16 protein-coding genes are annotated in these 25,345 nt (G+C 44.2%); 3 read left to right on the top strand and 13 right to left on the bottom strand.

Annotation, left to right across the window (positions count from 1 at the left end; translation table 11 throughout):
* Position 1: 1 nt before the first annotated feature.
* The 13 genes from M1L52_RS16565 to M1L52_RS12010 all read right to left on the bottom strand — a co-directional run bounded on the left by M1L52_RS16565 (position 2) and on the right by M1L52_RS12010 (position 22,419).
* Positions 2–2,890: an ATP-binding protein gene (locus M1L52_RS16565; protein WP_248615256.1), complete on the bottom strand. Its 2,889-nt coding sequence runs from the start codon at positions 2,888–2,890 to the stop codon at positions 2–4.
* Positions 2,887–4,524: a hypothetical protein gene (locus tag M1L52_RS12065; protein WP_248615255.1), complete on the bottom strand. Its 1,638-nt coding sequence runs from the start codon at positions 4,522–4,524 to the stop codon at positions 2,887–2,889. The genes M1L52_RS16565 and M1L52_RS12065 overlap by 4 nt, the downstream gene beginning before the upstream one ends.
* The gene (locus M1L52_RS12060; RefSeq protein ID WP_248615254.1) at positions 4,521–5,684 is read right to left on the bottom strand and encodes a PP2C family protein-serine/threonine phosphatase; all 1,164 of its coding nucleotides are present in this window, start codon (positions 5,682–5,684) and stop codon (positions 4,521–4,523) included. Before M1L52_RS12060 ends, M1L52_RS12065 begins: the two co-directional genes overlap by 4 nt.
* Before the next feature lie 86 nt (positions 5,685–5,770).
* On the bottom strand, positions 5,771–6,724 hold the full coding sequence (locus M1L52_RS12055; RefSeq protein WP_248615253.1) for a zinc ribbon domain-containing protein: 954 nt from the start codon (positions 6,722–6,724) through the stop codon (positions 5,771–5,773).
* 64 nt (positions 6,725–6,788) lie between these two features.
* A complete protein-coding gene (locus M1L52_RS12050; protein ID WP_248615252.1) occupies positions 6,789–8,654 on the bottom strand; it encodes a peptidase U32 family protein in 1,866 nt (621 codons plus the stop codon).
* Positions 8,651–9,568 carry a homoserine O-succinyltransferase gene (gene metA / locus M1L52_RS12045; RefSeq protein ID WP_248615251.1) on the bottom strand — a complete coding sequence of 306 codons (918 nt, stop codon included), beginning with the start codon at positions 9,566–9,568 and terminating at the stop codon, positions 8,651–8,653. Before metA ends, M1L52_RS12050 begins: the two co-directional genes overlap by 4 nt.
* 30 nt (positions 9,569–9,598) lie before the next feature.
* Entirely contained in the window at positions 9,599–10,348 is a 750-nt protein-coding gene (locus tag M1L52_RS12040) for a PP2C family protein-serine/threonine phosphatase (RefSeq protein ID WP_248615250.1), read from the bottom strand.
* An 8-nt stretch (positions 10,349–10,356) separates the two neighbouring features.
* Entirely contained in the window at positions 10,357–10,956 is a 600-nt protein-coding gene (locus M1L52_RS12035; RefSeq protein ID WP_248615249.1) for an FHA domain-containing protein, read from the bottom strand.
* The gene (locus M1L52_RS12030; RefSeq protein WP_248615248.1) at positions 10,953–14,267 is read right to left on the bottom strand and encodes an AAA family ATPase; all 3,315 of its coding nucleotides are present in this window, start codon (positions 14,265–14,267) and stop codon (positions 10,953–10,955) included. Before M1L52_RS12030 ends, M1L52_RS12035 begins: the two co-directional genes overlap by 4 nt.
* The gene (locus M1L52_RS12025; RefSeq protein ID WP_248615247.1) at positions 14,264–17,308 is read right to left on the bottom strand and encodes a protein kinase domain-containing protein; all 3,045 of its coding nucleotides are present in this window, start codon (positions 17,306–17,308) and stop codon (positions 14,264–14,266) included. Before M1L52_RS12025 ends, M1L52_RS12030 begins: the two co-directional genes overlap by 4 nt.
* Positions 17,309–17,339: 31 nt before the next feature.
* Positions 17,340–18,245 (bottom strand): zinc ribbon domain-containing protein, encoded by a 906-nt coding sequence (locus M1L52_RS12020; RefSeq protein WP_248615246.1) that lies wholly within the window; start codon positions 18,243–18,245, stop codon positions 17,340–17,342.
* Positions 18,246–18,361: 116 nt separating this feature from the next.
* The gene (locus tag M1L52_RS12015; protein ID WP_410896784.1) at positions 18,362–20,398 is read right to left on the bottom strand and encodes a M13 family metallopeptidase; all 2,037 of its coding nucleotides are present in this window, start codon (positions 20,396–20,398) and stop codon (positions 18,362–18,364) included.
* A gap of 62 nt (positions 20,399–20,460) precedes the next feature.
* Entirely contained in the window at positions 20,461–22,419 is a 1,959-nt protein-coding gene (locus M1L52_RS12010; RefSeq protein WP_248615245.1) for an ABC-F family ATP-binding cassette domain-containing protein, read from the bottom strand.
* Positions 22,420–22,765: 346 nt separating this feature from the next.
* Here M1L52_RS12010 and radA point away from each other — a divergent pair, with 346 nt between their 5' ends.
* From radA to M1L52_RS11995, 3 genes are all read left to right on the top strand, one after another.
* Positions 22,766–24,151 carry a DNA repair protein RadA gene (gene radA / locus M1L52_RS12005; RefSeq protein ID WP_248615244.1) on the top strand — a complete coding sequence of 462 codons (1,386 nt, stop codon included), beginning with the start codon at positions 22,766–22,768 and terminating at the stop codon, positions 24,149–24,151.
* Between the two features lie 19 nt (positions 24,152–24,170).
* Positions 24,171–24,680 (top strand): STM3941 family protein, encoded by a 510-nt coding sequence (locus tag M1L52_RS12000; RefSeq protein WP_248615243.1) that lies wholly within the window; start codon positions 24,171–24,173, stop codon positions 24,678–24,680.
* Between the two features lie 149 nt (positions 24,681–24,829).
* Positions 24,830–25,342: a sigma-70 family RNA polymerase sigma factor gene (locus M1L52_RS11995; RefSeq protein WP_248615242.1), complete on the top strand. Its 513-nt coding sequence runs from the start codon at positions 24,830–24,832 to the stop codon at positions 25,340–25,342.
* Positions 25,343–25,345 lie beyond the last annotated feature (3 nt).

Below are 25,345 nucleotides of genomic sequence, written 5' to 3'. Positions count from 1 at the left end.
TTTACTTGTTTTTAGGTAACACAATGGTAAATTCTGTATATTCATTCTTGACGGATTTCACAGAAATATCGCCTTGATGATTCTGTATGATTTCACGACTCAGATAAAGACCTACGCCAGAAGCTTCGCCTGTAGGCTTTGTAGTGAAGAATGGATCGAAGACTTTGTTTAGAATCGTTTCTTCAATACCTATACCGTTATCACGTAATGTAACAATCAGATTGATGTTATCATCAGTCACGCTGAAAGTTATCTCAGGCTTATATTTCTCACGCTGTGACTTTTTCAGGATAGCGTAAACTGAATTTGCCAACATGCTCATAAAACACTTGCTCAACATCTCAGCATTGCCATTGATAGGTAATTCGACTGAAGGATAGTTGAAAGTTACCTTTATACCTTCAGCTGCAATCTCCTTGGCATAATAGTTGCTGAACATCTCTTCATTCTGACGAAGAACTATAGCCAGGTTCATTGGGACTATGCCTCCTGAACGGTCTTTAAGCATCTCTTCCATAGCTTTAAGGGTTCGTGTTGTGTTCTGACCATGCTCACCAACTTTCTCAAGATTGGAAGATAGCATACCAAGCACATCGACAGTATCCTCATAGTTATCCTCGCTCATGTGTTCCTTCTCATCCTCAATGTTTGTCTTAACATCTTTCACAAGACCTATAGAGAGCTTGGCAAAGTTATTTATGTAATTCAACGGATTGAGAATACGGTCAATAAGGCCTTGGGTCAATTTACCCACCATAGCCATCTTTTCCTGACGAATCAACTCGTTCTGAGCTTGTCCAAGCTCATCAAGTGCTGACTCCAGACTACGTGATTTCTCCTCAATCTCGTCTTTCTGTTTGACGATTTCATCGCGCTGCTTCACAATCTCAGCTGTTCGCTCATTAACGACAGACTCCAGTCGTAATTTTTCTCTCTCCAGATGTGAAATACGATAACGAACGAGAAGGTATATGAAGAAGGCAATAACTATCAAATATAGCACATTCATATACCACTTTATATAGAATGGTGCAAGAATCTCAAACTTGATTGATACAGCATCAATCTCTCGTCCCATAGCATCGACGGCCTTAACCTGAAAAACGTGCTCTCCTGGACGCTGGTCATTGAAGAGAGCAAAATGTTGGTCCGTGGCAGCACTCCATTCGTGATCATCCATCCTGTACTTATATTGGGCACGTCCCAACATTGTAGGATTATCTATTGCGAAAGTAAAATAAATGTTTCTTTGGTTACTTTCAAGCGTTGGCAATTTCTTAGGACATTCTCCGAATCCTCCCCAAACAACGCTGTCGCCATTTGCTATTACAGAACAGATACGTACCTTGGGAACATTATTAATTGCAGGGTCTTTAACAGAACGGTCAATCACAGTAACCCCCGATTCTCCACCAAGCCATATCTGACTTTTATAAATAAACATTGTACGGATAACAACGTCACGTAAAGGATATAGAAAAGCGTCAAAAGATTCTTGTCTTTGACCGTTCTTCCACACATATAGATTATTGTTTTCCTTGTCAGTAAGCCACGTGTTGCCTGAAAAATCAGTATATGAGAACTGAGGATATAAGAAAGGCTCTGTATCGATGGCATCAACGACAACTACATCGTTCCCAATTTTTACTAATGTGGCCTGCATCAAACTGTTGCTACCATCTTTGTTTATATTCTTGGTATATTTTGAAAACAAAGACTGATTCTTGGTGCGATACCATATTTCGCCATAAATAGTCTTGAGCCACATGCAATCATGACCGTCTTTAAGAATTTGAGTCACATTCTTTTGTGGACTTATTTTGTAGCGCTCACCTGACAGCTTGTTAAGAAAGACTCCCTTTCCTTCACCGGTGATAAAGACATCGTCATTTACTAAAATAGACTTTGTGTCGTATTCGTTTATCTGACGAATGTGTTCATTCTTGTCAACACTATAAAGACCGCCTTCACTGGCAACCAGCAAAATACCATCTTTTTCTGTCAAAGCCCAGCACAAGTGATTGATGCCTTCAATATGCTCAAAGCTCATACCATTCTGCCGATAAAGACCATTGGTAGTGCCCACATATGTCAAGCCATTATAGATATGCATACTATACACTTCTCCCTGAACACCTTCATTATGTGAGAAATATGTGTATGCAGTTGGCATTGACATTGAGAAAACACCGTTGTCGGTAACACCCCAGAGTAATCCCTTGCCATTATAGACCATACGGTTTATGTTGTTAGAACACAATCCGTTTTTCTCCGTTATGTTACACAAGAGTTCTCCTGAGTCGGTGTAGAAGAAGAGTCCACTACCAGTCTTTGCTACGGCTTTCAAACCATTGTCAATAGTTATGGTCTGTGTGTCATTCAAGTCAACACTGTCTTCATTATTAGAAGTATGCCTGCGAAGTAAAGACAAATGATTATCATTGACTCTATAGACTCTGTCATTATTGGCCAAGAAAACGATATGTCCATCTTCTTCCCATATCTTAAGTACCTCGCCTTTAAGTGAAGACATGTTTTCAGAATCTTTCAATCCTATTGTACCATTGTCGGCAACAACAACATGTCCGAAGTAGTTATAGCCACCTACCCATAGTGTGTTCTTTGAATCGAGATACAAAGACGTAGGACGTGTCAGACTTCGAAGATGCAACATGCGCCAGGTAGCCTGATCGTAATAAAGCAGTCCTTCGAAATTAGCAATAAACACACGACCTTCATTATCGGCAACAATATCACTGTTACGATTATTCGCATCATAATCAGAAGCAGTATAGTTGCGGAAATAAGGTACGCCTAGTTGTCGTGTCTGACCAAAGGAGAATGGCAGAATAAAAACTAATACTAAGCTAAATAGGAGAATGCGTTTCATCGTACAACCTCCTTTCCGTTCTTAATAATAAGAGGCTCATAGGGAGTCGTCTTACCAATATAGTAATTCCATTCTTCTTGGGTGAAGTCGCGTTTCTTCTGTTTCAACTCGTTCTCAATAATGCCGTTTATAGCTTCAACATCAAGCAATTCTTCAGTAAGATATCCATTCATATCACCAACCCATAGCGATTGACCGTCATTACTGATAGTAAAATCCATAATCCAGCTGGATTTAGAAAGAATCTCTATAGGAATAATCTTCTCGTTATTAACATACCAGAAATTCACTTTACCATCATAACTGGAAGAATAAAGTCGATCTCCAATAATCTTAAGATGAGAAATAAAAGACTTGTGCCCCTTAAGAGCTACGTAGTCGTTACTATCTCGTTTCTTGAGATAGATAGTGCCGTTGTCCATTCCATAGACGTTCATATTATTTGTTGCATGAAAAACAGTTACCAGTCCTTCTGGTATGGGAATATCAGAAACCTCTATGTCATTAAAAGATTTAACCAGATACTGCTTACCTTTATTGTCAAAGAGTATTAGTTTTCCATGCAATTTACCAAAGGAAACGATACGAGATGTAAGCTTCTTCGTTTCTACGACAGCTGATTCATCGGATTTTGTCAAATCGACCAATGCCATGTTATGTTCACCAATAACAATAACCGACTTGCCATCATCGTTCATCCACGATATAGTTGGATAATCTTTCTCGAGAACAGGTATTATGCGTGTCTTGCCTTTTACGCCACCTTCATTAATAAGCAGATGACCGCTTCTACTGATAGAGCTAATTATACCTTTATTAGATATAAAGAGATAACGCAAGTCACAGCTATTGGTCTTGAAAATATCTGTTTGCTTACCATCAAAGAGGACCTCTGTTCTCAGATGATTTCCTTCTTTAGTATGAATAAGAAGCATTCCATTATCGCATATTGAAACAATACGGTTATCGCCTTTGGGCATAAAATCAATACCTCTAATCATTCCCCTATGTTTATGCCAGTTCTGAATACGATGACTGGCAGAAAGCATGGATTGGAAGATATCAGGCACATAGACTTCGCCCTTGTATTTCTTTGTGTAATAATAGGAATAATATGCTAACACTTGAGCCAGATCGACCTGATTGTTAGAAAACTCATGACGAGAGGCTGCACCAAGCGATCGACCAAGTGCTGTAAATCGAAGTGTATCGGCGGTATTACGCTCATTTCTTGCTATTTGTTCTGACTTCTCAGCCTCACTACGTGCGATGACAGCTTTTTGTCTTTCAAGATCAGCCTTTTCTTTTTCCTGTCGGGCCTCATGCTCTGCTTCTTCAGCCTTTTGACGTTCCAATTCAGAACGACTGAATGCTTCATCAGCACGTTGTTTCTGTTGCATGGCTTCTTCAGTCTTCTCTTCGGCAATCTCTTTCTGTTGAGCAGCAATTACACCAAGCTGTTCACTAATGCTCTTATCTATTGCTGAGCGTTGCTCCTTCTTCTGCATTTCAGCCACACGCTGCTCGAGGACTGATACTCGGTTGTGTTCCAAATACCAGCCACCGAAGCCAATAGCAGCAAGAACTGCAAAAACTGCAACGGAGATGAATAGCAAAAACCTTTTCTTAGTCACAGTCTTCTAATTGTCAACAACGTAATATCATCACTTTGTTCAGCACCGTCAGTAAATGTAGAGACATTGTTTTTAACTGTATCAATAATTTCCTGACCACTATGCATCACGACAGTAGAGAGAGTTTCTTCAAGCCTATTCTCGCTAAACTCTTCAAATGTCACATTCATGGCTTCAGTAACGCCATCAGTAAACATGACCAAAGCGTCACCTTTATCTAATTGAAGTTGCTCCTGCTGAAAATCTATTCCATCAACAGCTCCAACCATAGGATTCGTTGACATTGGTAAGGCTTCAACCTTTCCGTTATTCTTCAGAACATATGGCGGATTATGACCAGCATTACAATATACTATTTCACCAGTATGGATATTCAAGATTCCATAGAATACTGTAACAAACATACAGTCAACGGATTCTGCTGATAACAGGCGATTAACGTATGTCATACATTCAGATGGAGTAATGCCGCGAAGTCCCGTTGCTCGTATCAATGTTCGACTTACAGCCATAAAAATAGCTGCAGGAACACCTTTACCACTAACATCGGCAATGGTGAAGCCTATATGTTCATCATCTATACGGAAGAAATCGTAAAAATCGCCACCAACATCCTTTGCAGGTACCATAGATGCAGCAATATCAATCTGTTGTGTTAAATCCTCAAAGGGAGGAAATACTCGTGGGAGTATGGCTTGCTGTATCTCGCTGGCAACTGCTAAATCAGTCTTAAGAGACTCAAGCTGCTGATGCTCTGCTTGCATGGAATGAACATATTCAATCTGTTCTATGGCCTTCTCAATAGTTATGCTCAAGTCATCAAGGTCAATTGGTTTGGTAGCGAAATCGAAGGCACCATTGTTCATAGCCTGACGAATATTACCCATGTCACCATAGGCACTTACCATAATAACCTTCAGAGCAGGATTGCGCATCTCATTGATTTTCGCCAACAGAGTGAGTCCGTCCATTTCAGGCATATTGATATCAGAGAGTATTATCTCAATATCTGGATGCTTCAGCATCATTGTCAATGCTTCAAGACCATTATGTGCAAAAACGAACTCATATTCGCCCTTGCGTATCTTCCTTCTAAAATATTGCGTTAACAACAACTCGAGATCCATCTCGTCATCAACGCTTAATATCTTAACAGCCATAATAAATTTGGTTATTATTAGTTAATATGCAAAAGTACACAAATTTGACATAACTGCCAAAAATATTTATATTTTTCTAAAAAACGCTAGTCGTTCATCGCTCCGCAATGAGGACAGATGCCTTTAGAAGGCATACATTTTCCACAATTACCACATAAGTATTTCACCTGAGTGTGAAATAAGTATTTTCGCAAACATACAGTAAGCAATGCCAAATAAAGAAGATACCCTATGTAATAAAGTGTCGTGATGCTGAAGATGATGTATAGTAAACCACAAACCGCTGCCAGTCCGAGCAGATATGATATCAACTCCCATCCTGCAAGATGTCTTCGAACATCGTCCAAAGTCGCAATTAGGGAGATTAAAAGTCCCCAGACCGATGTAAGGAACAAGCCAATATGCAATGGAACTGAGAATGGATTAAGTGTTGGATGATAATAGAAATGGCGCCAAGTCTCAGGGGCGAACATTTGAATAGAGCTGTAGAACACAGCTGATGTAGCTATGAGCAAGCAAAGGAATGTGGGATAGAAAGAATCGATGTCATTAAAATAGACAATCTTCGAACCAAGTCTTTTTATCCTTCTGAACATAAATAGAGCCAATGCAAGAATAAGAATACATACGAACACCAGCAAATGGGTATTGGAGAATATATCTATAAACTGTGCTATCGGTGTGTCTGGCGATACACCATTGAGAAGGTCATTCTCGTGAATCCAACCTATTGTCTCTTCATCACGGGCTACACGAACCCACAAGGTGTCTATTGAGTCATTTGATATAGTTGCAAAGTCTGCTACTACTATCTTGTCAGAATTACGAATATATAGAGAATCTACTTGAAGACCGTTTATAAACTCTGTAGGGTGTTGGGCAATCAGAAGAAGCGAATCACTACGGACAGAGAAATTGAAGTTACGGGTATAATGATGTGTCGTATAAAAAGATATCGAATCTAATTGCTCTTCTGTCATGCTCCATGCATCTGAAGTATATGGCCCTTGATAGAAACATGAAGACACGAGTACTGACATAATGATAAACATCAGTCTTTTGATTAACACTTTTGGCATTGACCAGGCAATCTGAAATGATTCTCTATCTGTTTGCATAAACATTCATTTGACAATTCTTACAATCAAATTCAAGTCTGAAGCGTCGTCCGTCAGATAGTCTAAGACAAAGAGGCTCTTTCCAATTTGGCTTTATTCCTCCATTCTTAACACAATGACCTAACGCGAAGCGCAGACAGTGTCTGCATTGCATTAACAATGCAGGGCGAGGAACATTTATCTCAAACGCATCGTCAACATTATTGAGTCCGCGTTTGGCATAGAAATGCTTTGAAATGTTGTTTGAGACATTATAACAATACTGATACTTATATTCAGGAATCTTGATAACTGCATCAATACATCCAGGTTTGGAAGTAGCGTCAGCCTCAATTGTGTCGTTTGGGGCTTTAGCATTATTACTCTTACTAATCAGTTCGTCTAAAGCTTTTCTTCGCAATTCGGTCCATCTGCTACTTGGTACAAAGAGATTGAATGACTCAGGAATAACAATATCCGAGCATTCAAATGATGTATCACCTAATTTCGACAATTGTCTTATTATGTTCTCACGCTGAGATTTCTCAGCTATCTGATGTTCAACGACGATTGTCGCTTCCGTCCAACAGTCTGATGATGACAATGAAGACACGCGGAGGGAAACTCCATCGGTAGTCATTCCGACAATCATCTTTAATGGAATCTTCCTTTTTGCGCTGTCATTACTCAATAGTTGACGCTCAAAAGCCTGATCATTATTGCGATAGAGCCGCATACCTTTCTGTAAGGCGCTGGGAACAACCTGAAGATACAGATGATTCCCTTCTGCTCTGTTTACACGGAAACCACACAACTCCCTTGATGTATTGAGAAAACAAAGACCATCACCATTAGAGAAGCCATGAGTACTTGACACAACTATACATTGGTCACTCTTAATATTTTTTACTGTTCCAACAAACTCACCCATAGCTTTCGGAGTATCAAAAGATGCTATGTTTGGTTGGCGTCCGTTGGCAAAATATGTAGTATATCCGCGATTAAATGTCTTTTGGAGGTTGGGTTCGAATTCATAATACACCTTTCCATAAGATGCACGCTGATACTTATCGGGATGCTTTCTCACCAGATGGTTTAGCTTTTCGCTATATGCAGCAGTAACATTCTTCACATATTCAATATCCTTAAGCCTGCCTTCAATCTTAAAGGAGCATACGCCTGCCTTTGCAAGTGCTTCGAGATTATCTATTTGGCACATGTCTTTTAATGAAAGCAGATGACTCTGATGTATAATTTCATTACCATCATCATCCAGGAGATCAAACTTCATGCGGCAGAACTGAGCACACTCTCCCCTATTGGCACTACGTTCAAAGCAATACTGTGAAGCATAGCACAAGCCGGAATAGCTTACGCACAATGCTCCATGAACGAATGCTTCCAATTCTAATTCAGGATTGTCGTTGTGAATAGCCGAAATCTCATCAATAGAAAGTTCACGTGCTAATACCACTCTCGAAAAACCTTGAGATGCCAACCAACGAACTTTCTCAGAAGTTCGATTGTCGGTCTGCGTTGAAGCATGTAAAGCAAAAAGTCCTCTTGCCATTTCCAATACAGCCATGTCCTGTATCAGTATTGCATCAACATTTATTCTGCTAAGTTCAAGAAGGAGTTCGCGAGTGGCATCTGTCTCGTTGTCAAAAACAATAGTATTGACTGTAACATATACCTTCGCACCATACTGGTGAGCATAGTTACAGAGTTTCTCTATATCCTCAACACTATTGCCGGCAGCTGCACGTGCGCCAAAACGCTGAGCACCTATGTACACAGCATCAGCTCCATGATTAATAGCAGCGATTCCGCATGTAAGATTCTTAGCAGGTGCCAGTAGCTCTAACTTTCTCATCCAATCTTCGTTATGTCATATGGAGTCTCCTGGTAAACGTAATAGTTCACCCAGTTGTTATAGAACAGATTAGCATGTGCTCGCCATGAAACGACAGGCTTATCGTCAGGATTGTCATTTTTATAATAGTTCTTTGGCAGTTCTACATCATCACGTATTCCTGCATCCCTACGATATTCTTTGTCAAGGGTGTTAGGAGCATATTCCATGTGTCCTGTTATATAGAACTCACGTCCGTTGCGAGCCATAACAATACTTGCTCCACTCTCTTCAGAGTCGGCTATCAGCTGTAGTTCCTTGCAAGCTATGACATCTTCCCTATGAATCTCTGAATGACGGCTATGTGGCATCATAAACACATCGTCGAATCCTCTGAATATAGGCAGCTGACCCTCTAATGTTCTCTGTGGGAATATGCCAAACATCTTCTTTTTAAGAGGAAATTTTTTTATACCATAATTATAATATAATCCTGCCTGAGCAGCCCAGCATATATATAGCGTACTGGTCACATGTGTTCGAGCCCAATCGAAAATTGTCGTTATCTCGTCCCAATAGCTCACATCTTCATAGTCCAGAGTCTCTACAGGTGCACCGGTGATAATCATACCGTCGAACTTCTCATCCTTCATAGAATAGAAGTCACGATAAAACATCATCATGTGCTCTATTGGAGTGTTCTTGGGGGTATGACTCTTCAACTTCATGAAATTGATATCAAGCTGAAGAGGGGTATTCGACAACAGTCTGATAAGATCAGTCTCTGTCGTTATCTTAAGCGGCATTAAGTTTAGTATGACAATTTTCAATGGTCGAATATCCTGAGAATGAGCACGAGTGTCATCCATCACAAAGATATTCTCACGCTTTAGTATGTCAATAGCGGGAAGTCTGTCTGGAAGTCTTAAAGGCATCTCTATATATAAATATAATGTATAAACAAATTAAAAACCGATGGTTATCAAGGCTACTGAAACGTTGTCAAGTCCACCAGCATTTTCTGCTTCGTCACATAGTTGAGAGGCATCAGCGCCGTCATTTAGAAGGTTTTCTATCATTCTGTCAGACACCATGTCTGATAGTCCATCGCTACAAAGCAGGAACATATCACCAACCTTCACATCACTTGTACATTTGACTATGTCAATATAACTATTGTCGCATCCGCCTCCAATACAGTTTGTTATGACATTTGAATGGCCTTTTTCTCCAAGGAGATTACTCAGTGAGTGGTCTATAGACAGCTGTTCTAGTTTACCATTACGGAACCTGTACAGGCGACTGTCGCCACAGTTCATCCAGTAAAAGTTATTCTCGTAGAGTGCCAATGCTACAAGAGTTGTTCCCATATCTTTCAACGCTGGCTCCACACGTCCCTTGGCTTCTAAAATATTATTCATGCTTGTGAGCCATTCATATATAACTTCATTGAAGTCACATGCGCATAATCCGGAAGGTATGTCACTATAAAAGAACTGTAGGTTATGTAGCACGTCACTACTTGCCACCTCACCTGAATTATGGCCACCCATGCCGTCAGCGAGTGCCATCAAGAAACGCTTTGACGGGTCTATCTCATAGGTCTCACTAAGTGAATCATCCCTGATGAACATGTCACCCACCAAAATCATATCTTCATTGTTATCCCTAATACAGCCAACACGACTGGCGGCTGTAACATTACACTTTAACATGAATATCTTTAATTATTAATTTTTACCTGTAGATTAACGTTTGCAATTGTAACTATGTCTCCATCCTTCAGCGACATTTCAACATCTGGTTGGATTACACGATCATTAAGTTTAGTACCATTGGATGAATGCATATCAATGATACACCAACCTATTGTGGGCTTGAAACGGAGCTGAGCATGAACGCCAGACACATACCTGTTCTCTTGGAAAAAGTTTGCGTATGGTCCTTGTTTTCTGCCTATCACAGCACCATTTATTGCTTCTATGCGCATGCCTAAAGAGGTGTTTATCAGGGACAATGATGGCAGCCCAGCCATCTGCTGTTGTGGGAACTGTTGCTGTACGCCCCTAAAGCTCGGCTGTGAGACGTGTGATATTGATATTGGGTCTCGTATCAGCGAAGGGTTGGAGTATGAGAATGATGTCTGCGACATGGAGTTGCTTACCAGCTCATCTGGACTGACCATCAGTCCGCCACAGTTTGTACAACGGCGGCCTAACCCCACTCTTCCACATCTGTTACAATAGTGCAGCTCCTGTCCACACTGGTCACAGTACCGTGAGTTGTCATCTATTTCTTCTTTGCAATTCGGACAAATTATCATAAGTCTTTAATATCTTCAGGGAGAATAAGCTGATAGGTTTCTTTTGTAACCTTGTCTTGTGGAATCTGAGATACTCTCACAGACAAGCGCTGAATGGTGTCATCAAGCAAGTTGCGCATCTCACGAGCATTGCCGAATCCACTATTTTTCGTCAGTACCATCTTGTAGATGACGTCAAGCACCTTGAACTCTGCTTCTGGTGACAGAGTGTAAAGCTCCTTCTGTGCCATCTTCTTGTAGATACCCAACAGCTCATCTTCATTATAATCATCAATATGTAGCTTGTATGTAAAGCGGCTTGCTAATCCAGAGTTCATCATCAAGAACTCTTCCATCTGATCTCTATATCCTGCCGCAATAACTACAAACTTACCTCTATCGTCCTCCATTCTCTTCATCAGAGTATCAATAGCCTCCTTACCATACTGGTCGTTCTGTTCAGATAACGTATATGCCTCGTCGATAAAGAGTATTCCGCCCATTGCCTTGTCGCAGATGTTGTTAACCAACTTAGGAGTCTCGCCCATAAACTTGCTTACAAGCGTAGCCCTGCTGGCTTCGATTACATGGCTTGTCGGGAGTATCTCCATAGCCTGGAGTATCTCGCCCATTTTTCGTGCTATAGTAGTCTTACCAGTACCTGGATTACCTGTAAGTATGAAGTTCATAGCCATTTGCTGAACTTTTCCTGCACCAATGGCTGCTCTCTGCTTCATAAACATGCTCTGGACGGCGAGCCTGCGTATAGCATTCTTAACGGAGCGCATGCCAATGAACTCGTCAAGTTCATTTAGGACTTCATCAAGCGGACGTGCTGCCTCATTGTGAGCAAATGGAAGATCGTCGGTGATGATGGCATACATGTCTTCTTCCTTGAAGTTCGGATTTCCCATCATCGTGATGAGTCTCTGGCTCTGTTTCTCCATTGTCTCATCGAACACACGGCGTGCTTCACGAGCATTACCGAAGTTCTTGTCACGACGCAGACACATCTGTTCGAACTGTCTGTGAATAGCAGACTCTGTCTCATCGTTGACTACCAACTTCTTCGCAGATGCCATGTTGAGGAATATCTGAGTCAGCTCGTCGGCATTATAGTCATCGAAATGAATGGTCTGAGTAAAACGACTCTTCAGGCCAGGGTTACTATCAATGAAGTCATGCATCTCGTCGGTATAGCCGGCAACGATACAAACGAACTTTCCACGGTCGTCTTCCAAACGCTTCAAGAGCGTGTCTATTGCTTCTTTGCCGAACGAGTCGCCATTACTTGGATTCAAGGTATAAGCTTCGTCTATGAACAACACGCCACCCATAGCGCTATCTATGAGCTGGTTGGTCTTTATGGCTGTTTGTCCCAGCACTCCTGCAACGAGCTTTGAGCGGTCTGCCTCTACCAGTTGTCCGCGACTTACGATGCCAAGAGTCTTGAACACCTCAGCCATAATACGTGCAACAGTAGTTTTACCGGTACCCGGGTTACCAGTAAACACATAATGCTTTCCTTGGAACGTGTTTGACTCTCCGCGCTTTACCTGCAGGGTGAGGAACGAAGCCAGATTGGCAATCTCCTTCTTGACGTTTTCGAGACCCACCATTCCGTCAAGCTTCTTAAGACAGTCATCAAGATTGACTTCCTTAGGCTCTTCATAAGGAATATCACTTTCCGTAATGGTCATGAGCTCTTCGTTGCTCATCTTCGTCAAGTCATTTTGCTGTAGTCGCTTAGCCTGATTCTTCATTATCTGATCAAAGAGGCTACGCATCGAACGTCCGTTAGCAAAGTCCTTGTCACGGCTCTCATACATATTTGTAATAAGTTTGCGCGTGAGAGATTCTGCTTCAGGAGAGAACATGTATTTCTTGTCTTTCGCAAAAACAAGCATAATCTGGAATAGCTCATCAGGAGTGTAGTCCTCAATATTAAGGAAATAGTTGAAGCGGCTGTGCATGCCAGGGTTAATCCGGAAGAGATTATCCATCTCCGTGCGATAGCCTGCTGCTATGACCACGAACTTGTCGCGGTCGTCCTCCATCCTTTTCATCAGGGTTTCCAGAGCTTGAGCGCCCTGACTGTCGCGGTCTCCTGACTGATTGACAGGTGCCAAAGTGTATGCCTCGTCAACAAACAATATGCCACCCATAGCTTTGTCGCATAGTCTGTTCACAACCTTCGGTGTCTCGTTCTGATAAGGGCTGACCATTTGAGAGCGGTCCACCTCTACCACATGACCTGAATCGAGATATCCTATCGATGACAATATTTCTCCAAGCTTACGAGCTATTGTCGTCTTACCTGTACCGGGATTACCTGTGAGCACAATATGCATGCCCATCTTCTCCTGTTCTCCGAGTCCACGTTGTGCACGCTGTATGCTGTTCTGTACCGTATAGGCAATCTCCCTAACAGCCTGCTTAACCTCGTCCATACCAATATACTTGTCAAGGTCAGACAGTATGCTGTCGAGTGAGCGTTCCTCTGGAACATAGCCTTTGATATCCTCTGTCTCAACTTGCACAGCACGTGTACCCCGACTTATATAAGAGGTGAAGATGTCCTCTGCTGTCTTCATGGCGAGATGAGCATTTCCAAATGTCTCATCCTTTATCTTTATCTGATATTTGAAGAATCGTGTCAACAGATTATCAGCTTCAGGTGAGAAGTTCGTTATGCCGTACTTCATCCTGAGCTCCATCTTCGTGATGTCTTTCAGCTCTTGATAGTTGGGTGTTGGCAGATGGAATGTGTATTTAAAACGATTCTTTACGGCAGGGTTGCTTTCAAGGAAATCGTCAAGACCCTTTGGCAGACCTGCTATGATGACGATGGGATTGTCCTCCCACTTATCCATCTCAACAAACAGTTTGTCGAGCGGATTTACCTGATTGGAATATCTGTCAGGCAACAGCTTCTGCACATTATCGAAGAACAATATTCCGTCTTTCGCCTTTTCGATATTCTCAGCCCAGTTATCTACAAATCGCGAATAGTCAACAGCATCTACTACTGTCAGCTTCGGCTTACCAATAATCCTGTGCTGATAGAAGAAATTCTTGAATACCTCTGACAGAGCTGTCTTACCTGTTCCTGTCTCGCCAATTACTATTGCATTTACCGACAGTCGTATTGTAGAAACATCCTTTCTCGTTCTAAGATATGTATAAGTATCTACAATAGTTTTCAATTGTAGCTTAAGGTCATTGAGTCCCACGAGCGTATCTAACACGTTCTGGGACACAAGCGGTTTTCCGCACCATTTGCAGAACTTCGCTATACCTCTGTTTTCTTTATGACAATGTTCACAAATCATTGAACAACCTTCTTTTGAACGTTTTCTATTACATTGTTCACGTCTTCCTGACCGAATTGCGGATTCTCAACATTCATCAGTTTCGGACTGAACACGCAGAACTCCGCAATCAATGCAAGCATCAGCAATCCCCATTGAATATAATGAATGACTGTTTCACCTGAAATACTTCCTACCTGATTCGAGATGTCGTCAAGCAGTCCGAATTTAGAGCTATTATACCTGTACGACTTTGTCTTGAAGGTATAGTAAAGCGGCTCCATAAGTGACGTGTTTATATCCGTTGCCGCAAGCATTTCCTTTATCGCCTTAGCATTAGTACTGTCATTATGCCTATAGTCTGTAAAATGACTGATAGCAATATATACTAAAGTAAGAAGAATCATAGTAGCTATGAAGAAACTTGGGTAGTTGTTGTTTACATATTTCATTAGCCAGTATGGTCCGTATGCCGTGACTGAACTTACGAGTCCTATGATGAAGGATATAAACGGTCCCAGACCATTGAAGAACATCTTTGTCGATACTATCACACAGGTAAAAAATCCCAATGGAAGCATTATGCTCATGAATGGATGAACAAACAAGTATTCTCTGTTGTCAATACCATATATCAGCAGAAGAGCTATCCATACAGCAGACAATCCGTAGAACAGATATCTCCATGTGATTTCTCTCAGACGAGCCATGTTCCAGTCTCTTCTCACAGTAGCAATTCTTTCAGTAGTGTCTTCCTGTGCTTTCATGAAACGCTTATAGTACAGCTGCTGAGGGTCTATGGTGCCTATGGCCTTAAGCCAGTTCACCATTTCATTCTCATAGCTGTATTCCTCAGCGAAGTCGCGTGACGGGTCTTCATGGAAGAATATCGATGTCCACTGCATTAGCGAGCCGGTACGTATTTCGTTTCTCAAGCTGTTGCGCAGTCTTTCATTGCCAAGCGCTTTCATGTCTGTCAACATTGTGCCGTCTGGCATCTTGTAAGGAGGAATAAAACCAAGTATGCGACAGAATCTATACAGGGCTGTGTGCATGTCGTATGCGCTCAGACGTTCTCTGTTCTCTTCCGACTGCAAATCGAAGCAGCGTTTTGCCTCGGCCATCAGTTCATACCATCCGTGCAGCTGTGCATAATAGAAGAAGCGTCCTTCAGGATCTATGAAGTCCTGCATCAATGTCTCAAGCTCATTGTTCGGCGTGTGCTGATGCAGCTGAAGCGAGCGTGCCAGCAGCTGACCAACCTGTGGTGGCGTCGTTGCGTCCCTCAAGTCGTAGGCCGCTTCGCGGTCAAGATTATATAGAACCTTATATGCAAGCGTCATTGAGAACGGCTGACCTTCTGTCATTATTCGCAAAGCCTCGCAAGCTATAACATCCTCGTGACTGTGCATCCAAGACAGGAGTCGTCCGTCAACAAGTGAAGTCCAGTCGTCTTCTGTCATACCATCAGTACCAAACGAGCGTACTATCTCTTCCTTTGTAGAAGATGCCTGACGCGACAAGAACGGTATGTCCGGGTCTATCTCATAGATGAGTCTCATTATTGCCACGTGTGCCTGGGCTCCCGTTGTGAAATATGACCTCAGCTGGTTGACATTAAGCTTCGTGTGACTCTCAAGCCACAGGAACAGCCGGTTGTTAGGATTCTGCAGTTCCAGGGCATATCTTTCCTTGTAGCTTATGAGTGAAAGAGCTATGCTGTGTATGTCATCACAAATCTCATCCTGTACATCATGGTATGGATAAGTAGGCTCCATCACATATACAGCAGCCATAAGTCCTGCGTATTGGTCCACAGGATAGCGGTTTACTATAATGTCCTTAACCAAAGCCGACAGCTTTGTGTTACCACATGTCTCAAGCCATGTTGTTATTCTTCCGTTATAGAGATAGTTTATTGCAAGCTGTTCGTTGGCAAGCAGCAGAGGAACAAGCTCGTGAATGTTATCTGCTACGAGGTTCCTGTCTGGATCTACAATGAAGGTCTTGTAGCGAAGGAATGGCGACGACTGGTCTATGGGCACGTCCTCACCAAGGAACCAGCGCTCTACCTCATCATACTTCCATCGGCTCTGTGGGTTAACAGCCGTAAGTCCTTGTATAAGAAGTTTTACACGTGGTGGCAGTTCTTCGAGTCTTGGCAGACGTCCTTCGTTCTTCTGTCGCATCATCACTCGCTCGTTGGAACTCATGGGGTTCTCGCCAAGCCAAAGAGCAAAGAGTGTTATGCCAAGTGAGTAGTAGTCGGCAGCCGGCGTAACCTCAACCTCGCCGTCTATAACGTCTGCATACATCTCAGGTGCAGCAAAGATAGGCGTTCTCGCCTGTGTGGTGCGATAAGTCTTTCCGTCGCTCTCCAGCATCGAAGATATACCGAAGTCGCCAAGAACGACTTCTGTCTGTGCTTCATCCCTGAAGAAGAAGTTTGCCGGCTTAATGTCCTTATGCAGTATGTTGTTCTGATGACAATACGCCAGAGCTCCTGCAGCCTGCAGCACAATGCGTCGGAACTTGTTTAAGTCGCCATTGAGATTGTAGTCCTGCAAGGTGCCGCCTTTGAGGTACTCCATCAATTCATAGAAGCGATGCTTTCCGTCAACATAGGTCTTTCCGAAATCATAAAGCCTTACTATCATCTCGAAGTTAAAGCCGTGAATAACCTGCATGAGGTTCTTGTTGACATCATAATTCGGATAATAGATTTTCAGCACCATCTCCTGCCCGTTATGGGTGACAAGGAACACCTGAGCCTCACCAGAATTCTCACTAAGCGAACGTACCAGATAGTACGGCTCTCCCTTTAGAATGAAGCAGGTAGCGTCTGTGTTTATCTGTTCTTGAGAAATATTCTGAGTAGGCCTTGGGGCAGTACGTAGCGTCTGACCGAAACCGCCCATGCCGTCGTTCATAGGTCCGGCATCGTAGGAAGGCATGTCACGGTTAGCAACGATGGTACGATCAAGGTCATCAGCAGGATTCCCCTGACTGTTGTTTCCCGTAGTTGAGTTTATGCGTATTGTCTGATCAAAATTATCGCTCATAAAATTCTAATCCAAAAAGAATTTCCTTTGACTATTTGTCATCTTTAATTTCCTGTTTGCTTCCCCTGCCCAGCACAATCCATTTTCCGCCCAGCTGTGGCTTGGCGCATCCGCAAGGGCTGCTATGCATGGCATGTTTCCAGTTGCACACCCAGGCAAGTCTCACGCCAGAAGGTTTCTGAGCCATGGCGTAATTGCGCACTATAGCTGGCGATGGACTTGGCGGCAGTTCCATGCGGTCGAGAATCTCAGCCAGTCGGTTCAGCGTTTCTTCTTTCTTTTTCTGAAGCTCTTCCTTCGTCAAGCGTTTCTTCTCCTGTGCAGGTATCTCGGGGTCTGACTGTCCGTTGTCTTGTGCCAGAAGTCTCAGCACTCTCTCGCGCAGCTGTTGTGAAGCCGTCTCACGGGCCTTTTCGCGCTCAGAAACGATAGGACGCTCAAGCGACAGCTCGTCGTATTCCTTTGCCAGCGCAACCAACTCCTGATACTCTGGAGCACTTCTGAGCTCAGCCATTATCATCCTGGCGTTATCGGTAAGTGGCTGGCCACACTGTTTGCAAAAGGCAAAGTCATTAAGCGTGTGACATGTAGGACAAACGATGCCGCCACGCGGAGAACCGCACTCAGGACAGAAAGCGTCTTGCATAGACAGGCCTGCGCCACAGAAGGAGCATATGTCAGGACGAGCATAGTGATGGCAAACCTCACAGAAGTCTGCATCTATATCCATAGGACTGCCACAATACGGACAAGTCACCTGTGCCATTGCAGCCATCTGGTACTGGTCAACAGTCTGATATTGCTCAGCTGACTGGTTTCTAACTGCCGATTGCTGGAACTGCTGTTCGTCAACGTTGCCTACTTGACTTCTCTGAAATGTCATCTGCATCTCTTCCTGCTGTTCCGCAGCAACATTTGATGTATTCTCATCAATCATAAAAAAAGTGTTTTAGCTAAAATCTTGTGCAAAGATAGGCAAATAAAAAGAAATAAAAGAAAAACCGCCGCAAAAAATTGCGACGGTCATTAAAAAACATAGTTTTTTGTCTAATATTACCAGAGAGAAAGCCTCTGTCCCTTTGGAATGTACATTTTATCGTCAGGAGTAATCCCGAATGCCTCATACCAAGCGTCTATGTGTGGCAAAGCACCATTTACGCGCCAACGTCCCAGTGAGTGAGGGTCGTTCTTGGTTCTGTTACGAATCTCTTCTTCGGTAATGTTTCCTGCCCAAACTCCGGCATAAGCGATAAAGAAACGCTGTGCAGGAGTGAATCCGTCGGCATCAGTCAGCGGATTATCCTTTATGGCATTCTGGAATGCTGTCCACGCCACCTGGAGACCGCCGTGGTCGGCAAGATTCTCGCCAAGTGTAAGCTGGCCATTAGCATTAAGTCCGGGTAACACCTCGATAGCTGAGAAGAAGTCAGCATAGCGGCCTGTACGTTCCTTGAAGTTGTCGGCATCCTGCTGTGTCCACCAGTCACACATATTGCCGTTCTTGTCATACTGACGACCAGAATCGTCAAAGCCGTGGGTCATCTCATGGCCAATCACAACGCCTATAGCGCCATAGTTAAAAGCATCGTCAGCCTCCATGTCAAAGAAAGGCTTCTGCAGTATGCCTGCGGGGAAGCATATCTCATTGGTCGTTGGGTTGTAGTAGGCATTAACGGTCTGCGGATACATGTGCCAGTCATCGCGATCAACGGGCTTTCCTGCCTTGTGCTCAATATCCCACTTCGTCCAGAATCGGTTACACTCAACCATGTTCTCGTAGAACGATTTCTCAGGATCTATCGTAAGAGCCGATATGTCTGTCCACTTGTCTGGATAGCCCACTTTTACATAGAAGGCATTAAGCTTTTCCTGTGCATTCTGCTTAGTGGAATCGCTCATCCAGTCCTGTGCGTTAATACGCTCAGAAAGTGCAACCTGCAGATTCTTCACGAGCTTCACCATGCGTTCCTTTGCTTCAGCGGGGAAATACTTCTTCACGTATATCTGTCCGAGAGCTTCACCCATCACGCTTTCAAGCTGACGTGTAGAACGGCGCCATAGAGGATGGTCCTCCTTGCGTCCTGACAGCACCTTGCCAAAGAACTCAAAGTTAGTCTTCTGAACTTCCTCGTCCAACATGGATGCTGCGTTGAGTATCTGTCCCCACTCCATATAGTCGCGATATTCTGCGGGGGTAAGCGAAGCAACAACCTTGTCTGCTCCAGCCAAGAATTCCGGCTGACCGACAACCAGCTCCTGCAGATATTTGCTGTCTATTCCACGGGCGTTGAGAACGGTCTCCAACTGCAGGTGAGGATACTGCTTCTGGAACTCGCCAAGAGTGGTTTTGTTATAGTTTAACTGAGGGTCGCGAAGCTCTGTGTTTGAGCGAGATACGCGAGCGAGAGCGGTTTCAGTTTTCAGAATGTTATCACGCTTCTGAGCAGCTTCGTTTTCAGTAAATCCGAACAGCTGGAACATGCGTACGATATGCTTCTTGTACTCCTCGCGAATCTTGGCCGTGGCGGTATCATTCTCCAGATAATAATCCTTCTGACCGAGCATCAATCCGCCCTGGTAAACGGTCACGATATTCTCCTTGGCGTTCTTGTCATCGGCACCAAGATAGACAGACCAGAACTCCACATCACCTATTGGCGCGATCTCCATTTGTATGCTAAAGAGCTCTTCTACGGTCTTTGCGTTCTCCATGCGCTCTATGATAGGCATCAGAGGCTTAACGCCATCCTGTTCCCTTTTCACAGAGTCCATAGCGAGCTTGTAGAGGTCGCTGAGTTTCTGCTCTACAGAGCCTTTCTCATAGCTTCCCTTGAGCAGCTCGTCGAGTATTCCGTTGACGCGCTTGTTGTTCTCTTCAGCTAACACGTCAAACGAGCCATAACGCGGATATGCTGGAGGCAGCGGGTTGTTCTTCATCCATCCGCCACAGGCATACTGATAGAAGTCGTCGCCGGCTTTGACAGTCTTATCAAAATTGCTGAGGTCCATTCCCGACCCCATTTTCTTTTCGCTCGTACATGCCATCATAGTGGCAAGACCAGCCATTGCAATAATCATTTTTGTTTTCATTTTAACAGTTTGATATTTTGGTATTCATTAGTGAAATTCATTTTAATTCGTTGTATAGAAAATCAGTCATCAAGAAGTTCTTCTGAGACTTTTTCCCATCTTTCCACCTCTTCGTCGAGCTGTCGCTTCGTGTCTGTATATTCACTCACGAGCGTCATGTCAGAGGCGTTCTTCGGGTCACAGAGCAGTTCGTCAAGCTCTTTCAGGCGAGCCTCCATAGATGCTATCTTGCGCTCACATTCCTCCACCTGTCGCTCCAGTTTGCGCTTACGCTTCTGTTGCTCCTTGTGTTCAGCATAGCTAACCGACGACTGCGAGGGCTGGGCAGTCTGTGCTGATGTAGCCGCCTGAGACTGACGAGCCTGCTGAACGTCCTTCGACGGCTGTGCCAACGACACGTTAAGCTCGTTGAGTTCCGATATCTTCCTTGTACGCAGGAAGTCGTAGATGCCGCCGATATGCTCGCGCACCTGTCCACCTCCGAACTCATAGACCTTGCTTACAAGTCCGTCAAGAAATTCTCGGTCGTGGCTTACTATTATCGCCGTACCGTCAAACGCCATTATAGCCTCTTTCAGCACGTCTTTCGAAGCCATGTCCAGATGGTTCGTAGGCTCGTCGAGGATGAGCAGGTTGACAGGCTCGAGAAGCAGTTTTATCATAGCCAGACGGCTACGCTCACCACCGCTGAGAACCTTCACGTACTTGTCGGAAGCCTCGCCTCCGAACATGAATGCTCCCAGAATGTCGTTTATGCGAAGGCGCACATCACCCTTGGCCACATAGTCTATGGTCTGATAGACTGTAAGCGTCTCATCCAAGAGCTGTGCCTGGTTCTGTGCGAAATAGCCTATCTGAACGTTATGGCCTATCTTCAGATTGCCTTCAAAAGGTATCTCGCCCATTATGCATTTCACGAGCGTAGATTTTCCCTCGCCGTTCTTGCCTACGAAAGCCACTTTCTCGCCACGCTTTATGGTGAGGTTAACCTTGTCAAACACCACGTGGTCATACTCTTTCTTAACATCGTCGCAGATTACAGGGAAATCGCCTGAGCGCAGGCAAGGCGGGAACCTGAAATGCATGGCTGAGCGGTCCACCTCGTCAATCTCTATGGGAACCATCTTCTCAAGCTGGCGCAGGCGTTGCTGCACCTGTACGGCCTTTGTGGGCTTGTAACGGAAACGCTCCACGAAATCGCGTATATCCTCCATCTCTTTCTGCTGGTTCTCGTAGGCGCGCAACTGCTGTTCGCGGCGCTCTTTGCGCAGAGTGACATATTCGTCGTACTTCACCCTGTAGTCAATAACCTTTCCACATGAAATCTCGAGCGTGCGGTTCGACACGTTGTTTATGAAAGCACGGTCGTGACTAACCAGCACCACGGCACTCGTTGACTGAGCCAGAAACTGTTCAAGCCACTGTATAGAGTCTATGTCAAGGTGGTTGGTGGGCTCGTCGAGAAGCAGCACGTCAGGATGTAAGAGAAGAATCTTTGCCAGCTCGATACGCATACGCCAACCTCCTGAGAACTCTCGTGTAGGGCGATCCAAGTCCGTACGTTTGAAGCCAAGTCCCATGAGCGTGCGCTCTATCTCCGCCTCGTAGCCATCTGTACCCAACATCTGATAGCGCTCATGCTCGGTGGTAAACTTTTCCACGAGCGACATATACTCATCACTCTCATAATCAGTACGTTCATTGAGCTGTTGTTCCATCCTGCGGATACGCTCTTCCACCTTTTTTATATCGGCAAAAGCCTTCTGCGCTTCATCCTTAACAGTAGTGTCATCCTGAAGCTTCATCACCTGGGGCAGATAGCCTATGGTGGTGTCGTTGGAGACGTTCACCTTACCGTCAGTGGGTTGCTCCATGCCGCAGAGTATCTTGAGCATCGTAGATTTGCCTGCGCCGTTCTTTCCAACAAGGGCTATGCGGTCGCGGTCGTTGATAACGAAGGTGGCATCACTGAATAGCGGCTTCACGCCAAACTCCACTTTCAATCCTTCTACTGAAATCATTCTTTTTATTTCTCTTATTATAAATTATATTATGATGTGTCGCTTATTTTTTTATACCACGAATTTTACGAATTTCACGAATTTTCTACATAGTTCACGTTTAGATTATAACGAATTGAACGAAAAGGAATCACCCGTGATTCCTACATTCGAGAAATTTGATATTATGATTGTAATCCATGCGAAGCTAAAATTCGTTTAATTAGTTTAATTCGTGGTCGTTATTTTACATCCAAAAGTTGAGTTGTATTATATAATGGTTTGCAAAGGTAATACATTTTTCTTTAAGCGCAAAATTTGGCTGTTAGAAATAAAAGCGCTACCTTTGCCCGAAACTATCAAAAACATGGCAAAGGAAAAGACTGCATACGTTTGTTCGAACTGCGGACAGGAGTCGCCAAAATGGATTGGCAAATGTCCTGCCTGCGGACAGTGGAACACTTTCAAGGAGATAACAATCGCACCAACGCCCACCCACGTCAAGGCATCAAGTGCCGCCGCACAGGCAGGCCACGCCTTGCGTACTAATAAAGTACTGAAGCTCAAGGATATAAACGCCCACGACGACCCTCGCATAGACATGCACGACGAAGAGTTGAATCGCGTGCTTGGCGGAGGTCTCGTCCCTGGCAGCATAGTGCTCCTCGGTGGCGAGCCTGGCATTGGCAAATCCACCCTGTCGCTTCAGACCATGCTCAGACTTACTGACAAGCGCATACTCTATGTCAGCGGTGAGGAGAGCGCCCATCAGCTGAAGATGAGGGCACAGCGATTGTCGGCTGTAGAGCCCGAGAATTTCCTGCTCTTATGTGAAAACTCGCTGGAGAACATCTTTGAGCACATCAAGGTACAGCAGCCCGAGCTGGTGGTCATAGACTCCATACAGACCATTGCCACAGACGAAGTGGAGTCGTCGGCAGGATCCATATCTCAGGTGCGTGAGTGCGCCTCCGCCCTACTCCGTTTTGCCAAGACGAGCGGCGTGCCCGTCATCCTCATAGGCCACATCACCAAAGAAGGCACACTCGCAGGTCCGAAAATCCTCGAGCATATCGTTGACACAGTCATCCAGTTCGAAGGCGACCAGCACTATATGTATCGCATACTTCGCAGCATAAAGAACCGATTTGGAAGCACGTCGGAGCTTGGCATCTATGAGATGGAGCAGAACGGACTGCGACAAGTGAGCAACCCTTCCGAGCTGTTGCTCAGCGAGAGTCAGGACGGCCTCTCTGGAGTAGCCATAACCAGCGCCATAGAGGGCGTGAGACCGTTCCTCGTGGAGACTCAGGCACTCGTGTCAAGTGCAGCCTACGGCACTCCACAGCGCTCAGCAACAGGCTTCGACCAGCGACGGTTGAACATGCTGTTGGCAGTCCTCGAGAAGCGTGTAGGCTTCAAGCTCATGCAGAAAGACGTGTTCCTGAACATTGCCGGCGGACTGCGAGTCACAGATCTTGCCATGGACCTCTCGGTCATAGCAGCTGTTCTGTCAAGTAATGTCGATACTCCCATTGAGCAGGGATGGTGTATGGCTGGCGAGGTAGGACTGAGCGGTGAGGTGCGTCCCGTCGGCCGTATAGACCAGCGCATAGCCGAGGCAGAGAAGCTTGGCTTCAGCCACATCATCGTTCCCAAATACAACATTCAGGGCTTAGACCGCAAACGCTTCTCCATAGAGATACATCCCGTCAGAAAAGTAGAAGAAGCCCTAAGAGTGCTTTTCGGATAATATAATAATATAAAAGAACATGCAAGAAATCAGAATTTATCATTCTATTTGGAGGACTCTCCTCCCTACTCTGGGCTGTGCCGCATTTGTAGTAATGGCATTCACGATTATAGTAGATTCACAGTCAAGTCGTTTTATGCAAGTAGTAGGAATTGTAGGTCTTCTATTCTTCGGATTAGGCTTCTTTGTCATACCCTTTATGACGATAAGAGAGCGAATAACCGGTAAGGCTTATATCACCATAACAGACAAGAGTATTATTGTACGTGCTTCAACATCGTTTATAATAAATTTCTCAGATGTTATGTCCTTTGATATTGCGAAAATGGGAAAACATGATTTTGTGGCCATTCATTATAAACCGAATGTAGAAATTCAGAAATTCGAGGATGCCAGTTTCTTTGGACGCCTCGCTCGTAGGTTAAATACAAATCTTACAGGTGCGCAAGAAAATCTGACAACTGAAGGCACTAACATAAAAACAGAAGAGTTGCTCAAGATTTTAAACGAGCGTCTGAAACGAGCATAGAGAACTGTAACATTTCCGCTTTCTGCCTACTATATAAATTAGGTAGAAATAACTATATTTGCACAGTGGAACTGGTGCAGATTTTTTTTTCTGTAAAATTTTAGAATTCTGGTTAGCTTTTGGATACCTTTTCCTGTCTATTATAGTAGATGAAAGAAATAGAGATAGAACGGCTTTTCCGTCAACACTACGACCAGATGATACGGTTGGCGAGGACGATGCTCTACGACGACGAGGAATCGCGCGACGTGGTAAGCGAGGTTTTTGCTACGCTAGTAAAGACGGACATTATGCCAAAGAATATTGAGAGCTATCTAATAACGAGCGTAAAGAATCGTTGCCTGAACCTGTTGGAGCACAAGGAGGTGAGGGCGAGGTTTGAACAGGCTTATACCGCAGAGAGAGCCTCCAATTCTTCTAACCAAGAGCCATTGACTTACGGCGAAACAGAACCTGCCTACGCAGAGCGGTGGGAGCGACTGCTGGAGTATGCCAGACGAAACATGACATGTCAGACGCTAATGGTTTTTCAAATGCGACACCTGAAAGGCATGAAGTATCAGGATATTGCCAACGAACTGGGTATCAGTAAGGTAATGGTTTACAAGCACCTGACGAAAGCGATGACAACGATCAAGGAGTATAAACAGAAAAATAGATAGGAC

The organism is Prevotella sp. E13-27 (assembly GCF_023217965.1).
In the GTDB taxonomy this organism is placed as follows: domain Bacteria; phylum Bacteroidota; class Bacteroidia; order Bacteroidales; family Bacteroidaceae; genus Prevotella.
This window is presented reverse-complemented; position numbering and strand designations above follow the sequence as displayed.

Excerpts from the sequence above, each read along its gene's own strand:
- M1L52_RS16565 (WP_248615256.1), bottom strand. The coding sequence starts at position 2,890 with ATGAAACGCATTCTCCTATTTAGCTTAGTATTAGTTTTTATTCTGCCA.
- M1L52_RS12060 (WP_248615254.1), bottom strand. The coding sequence starts at position 5,684 with ATGGCTGTTAAGATATTAAGCGTTGATGACGAGATGGATCTCGAGTTG.
- M1L52_RS12055 (WP_248615253.1), bottom strand. The coding sequence starts at position 6,724 with ATGTCAGTACTCGTGTCTTCATGTTTCTATCAAGGGCCATATACTTCA.
- M1L52_RS12050 (WP_248615252.1), bottom strand. The coding sequence starts at position 8,654 with ATGAGAAAGTTAGAGCTACTGGCACCTGCTAAGAATCTTACATGCGGA.
- metA (WP_248615251.1), bottom strand. The coding sequence starts at position 9,568 with ATGCCTTTAAGACTTCCAGACAGACTTCCCGCTATTGACATACTAAAG.
- M1L52_RS12040 (WP_248615250.1), bottom strand. The coding sequence starts at position 10,348 with ATGTTAAAGTGTAATGTTACAGCCGCCAGTCGTGTTGGCTGTATTAGG.
- M1L52_RS12035 (WP_248615249.1), bottom strand. The coding sequence starts at position 10,956 with ATGATAATTTGTCCGAATTGCAAAGAAGAAATAGATGACAACTCACGG.
- M1L52_RS12030 (WP_248615248.1), bottom strand. The coding sequence starts at position 14,267 with ATGATTTGTGAACATTGTCATAAAGAAAACAGAGGTATAGCGAAGTTC.
- M1L52_RS12025 (WP_248615247.1), bottom strand. The coding sequence starts at position 17,308 with ATGAGCGATAATTTTGATCAGACAATACGCATAAACTCAACTACGGGA.
- M1L52_RS12020 (WP_248615246.1), bottom strand. The coding sequence starts at position 18,245 with ATGATTGATGAGAATACATCAAATGTTGCTGCGGAACAGCAGGAAGAG.
- M1L52_RS12015 (WP_410896784.1), bottom strand. The coding sequence starts at position 20,398 with ATGAAAACAAAAATGATTATTGCAATGGCTGGTCTTGCCACTATGATG.
- M1L52_RS12010 (WP_248615245.1), bottom strand. The coding sequence starts at position 22,419 with ATGATTTCAGTAGAAGGATTGAAAGTGGAGTTTGGCGTGAAGCCGCTA.
- radA (WP_248615244.1), top strand. The coding sequence starts at position 22,766 with ATGGCAAAGGAAAAGACTGCATACGTTTGTTCGAACTGCGGACAGGAG.
- M1L52_RS12000 (WP_248615243.1), top strand. The coding sequence starts at position 24,171 with ATGCAAGAAATCAGAATTTATCATTCTATTTGGAGGACTCTCCTCCCT.
- M1L52_RS11995 (WP_248615242.1), top strand. The coding sequence starts at position 24,830 with ATGAAAGAAATAGAGATAGAACGGCTTTTCCGTCAACACTACGACCAG.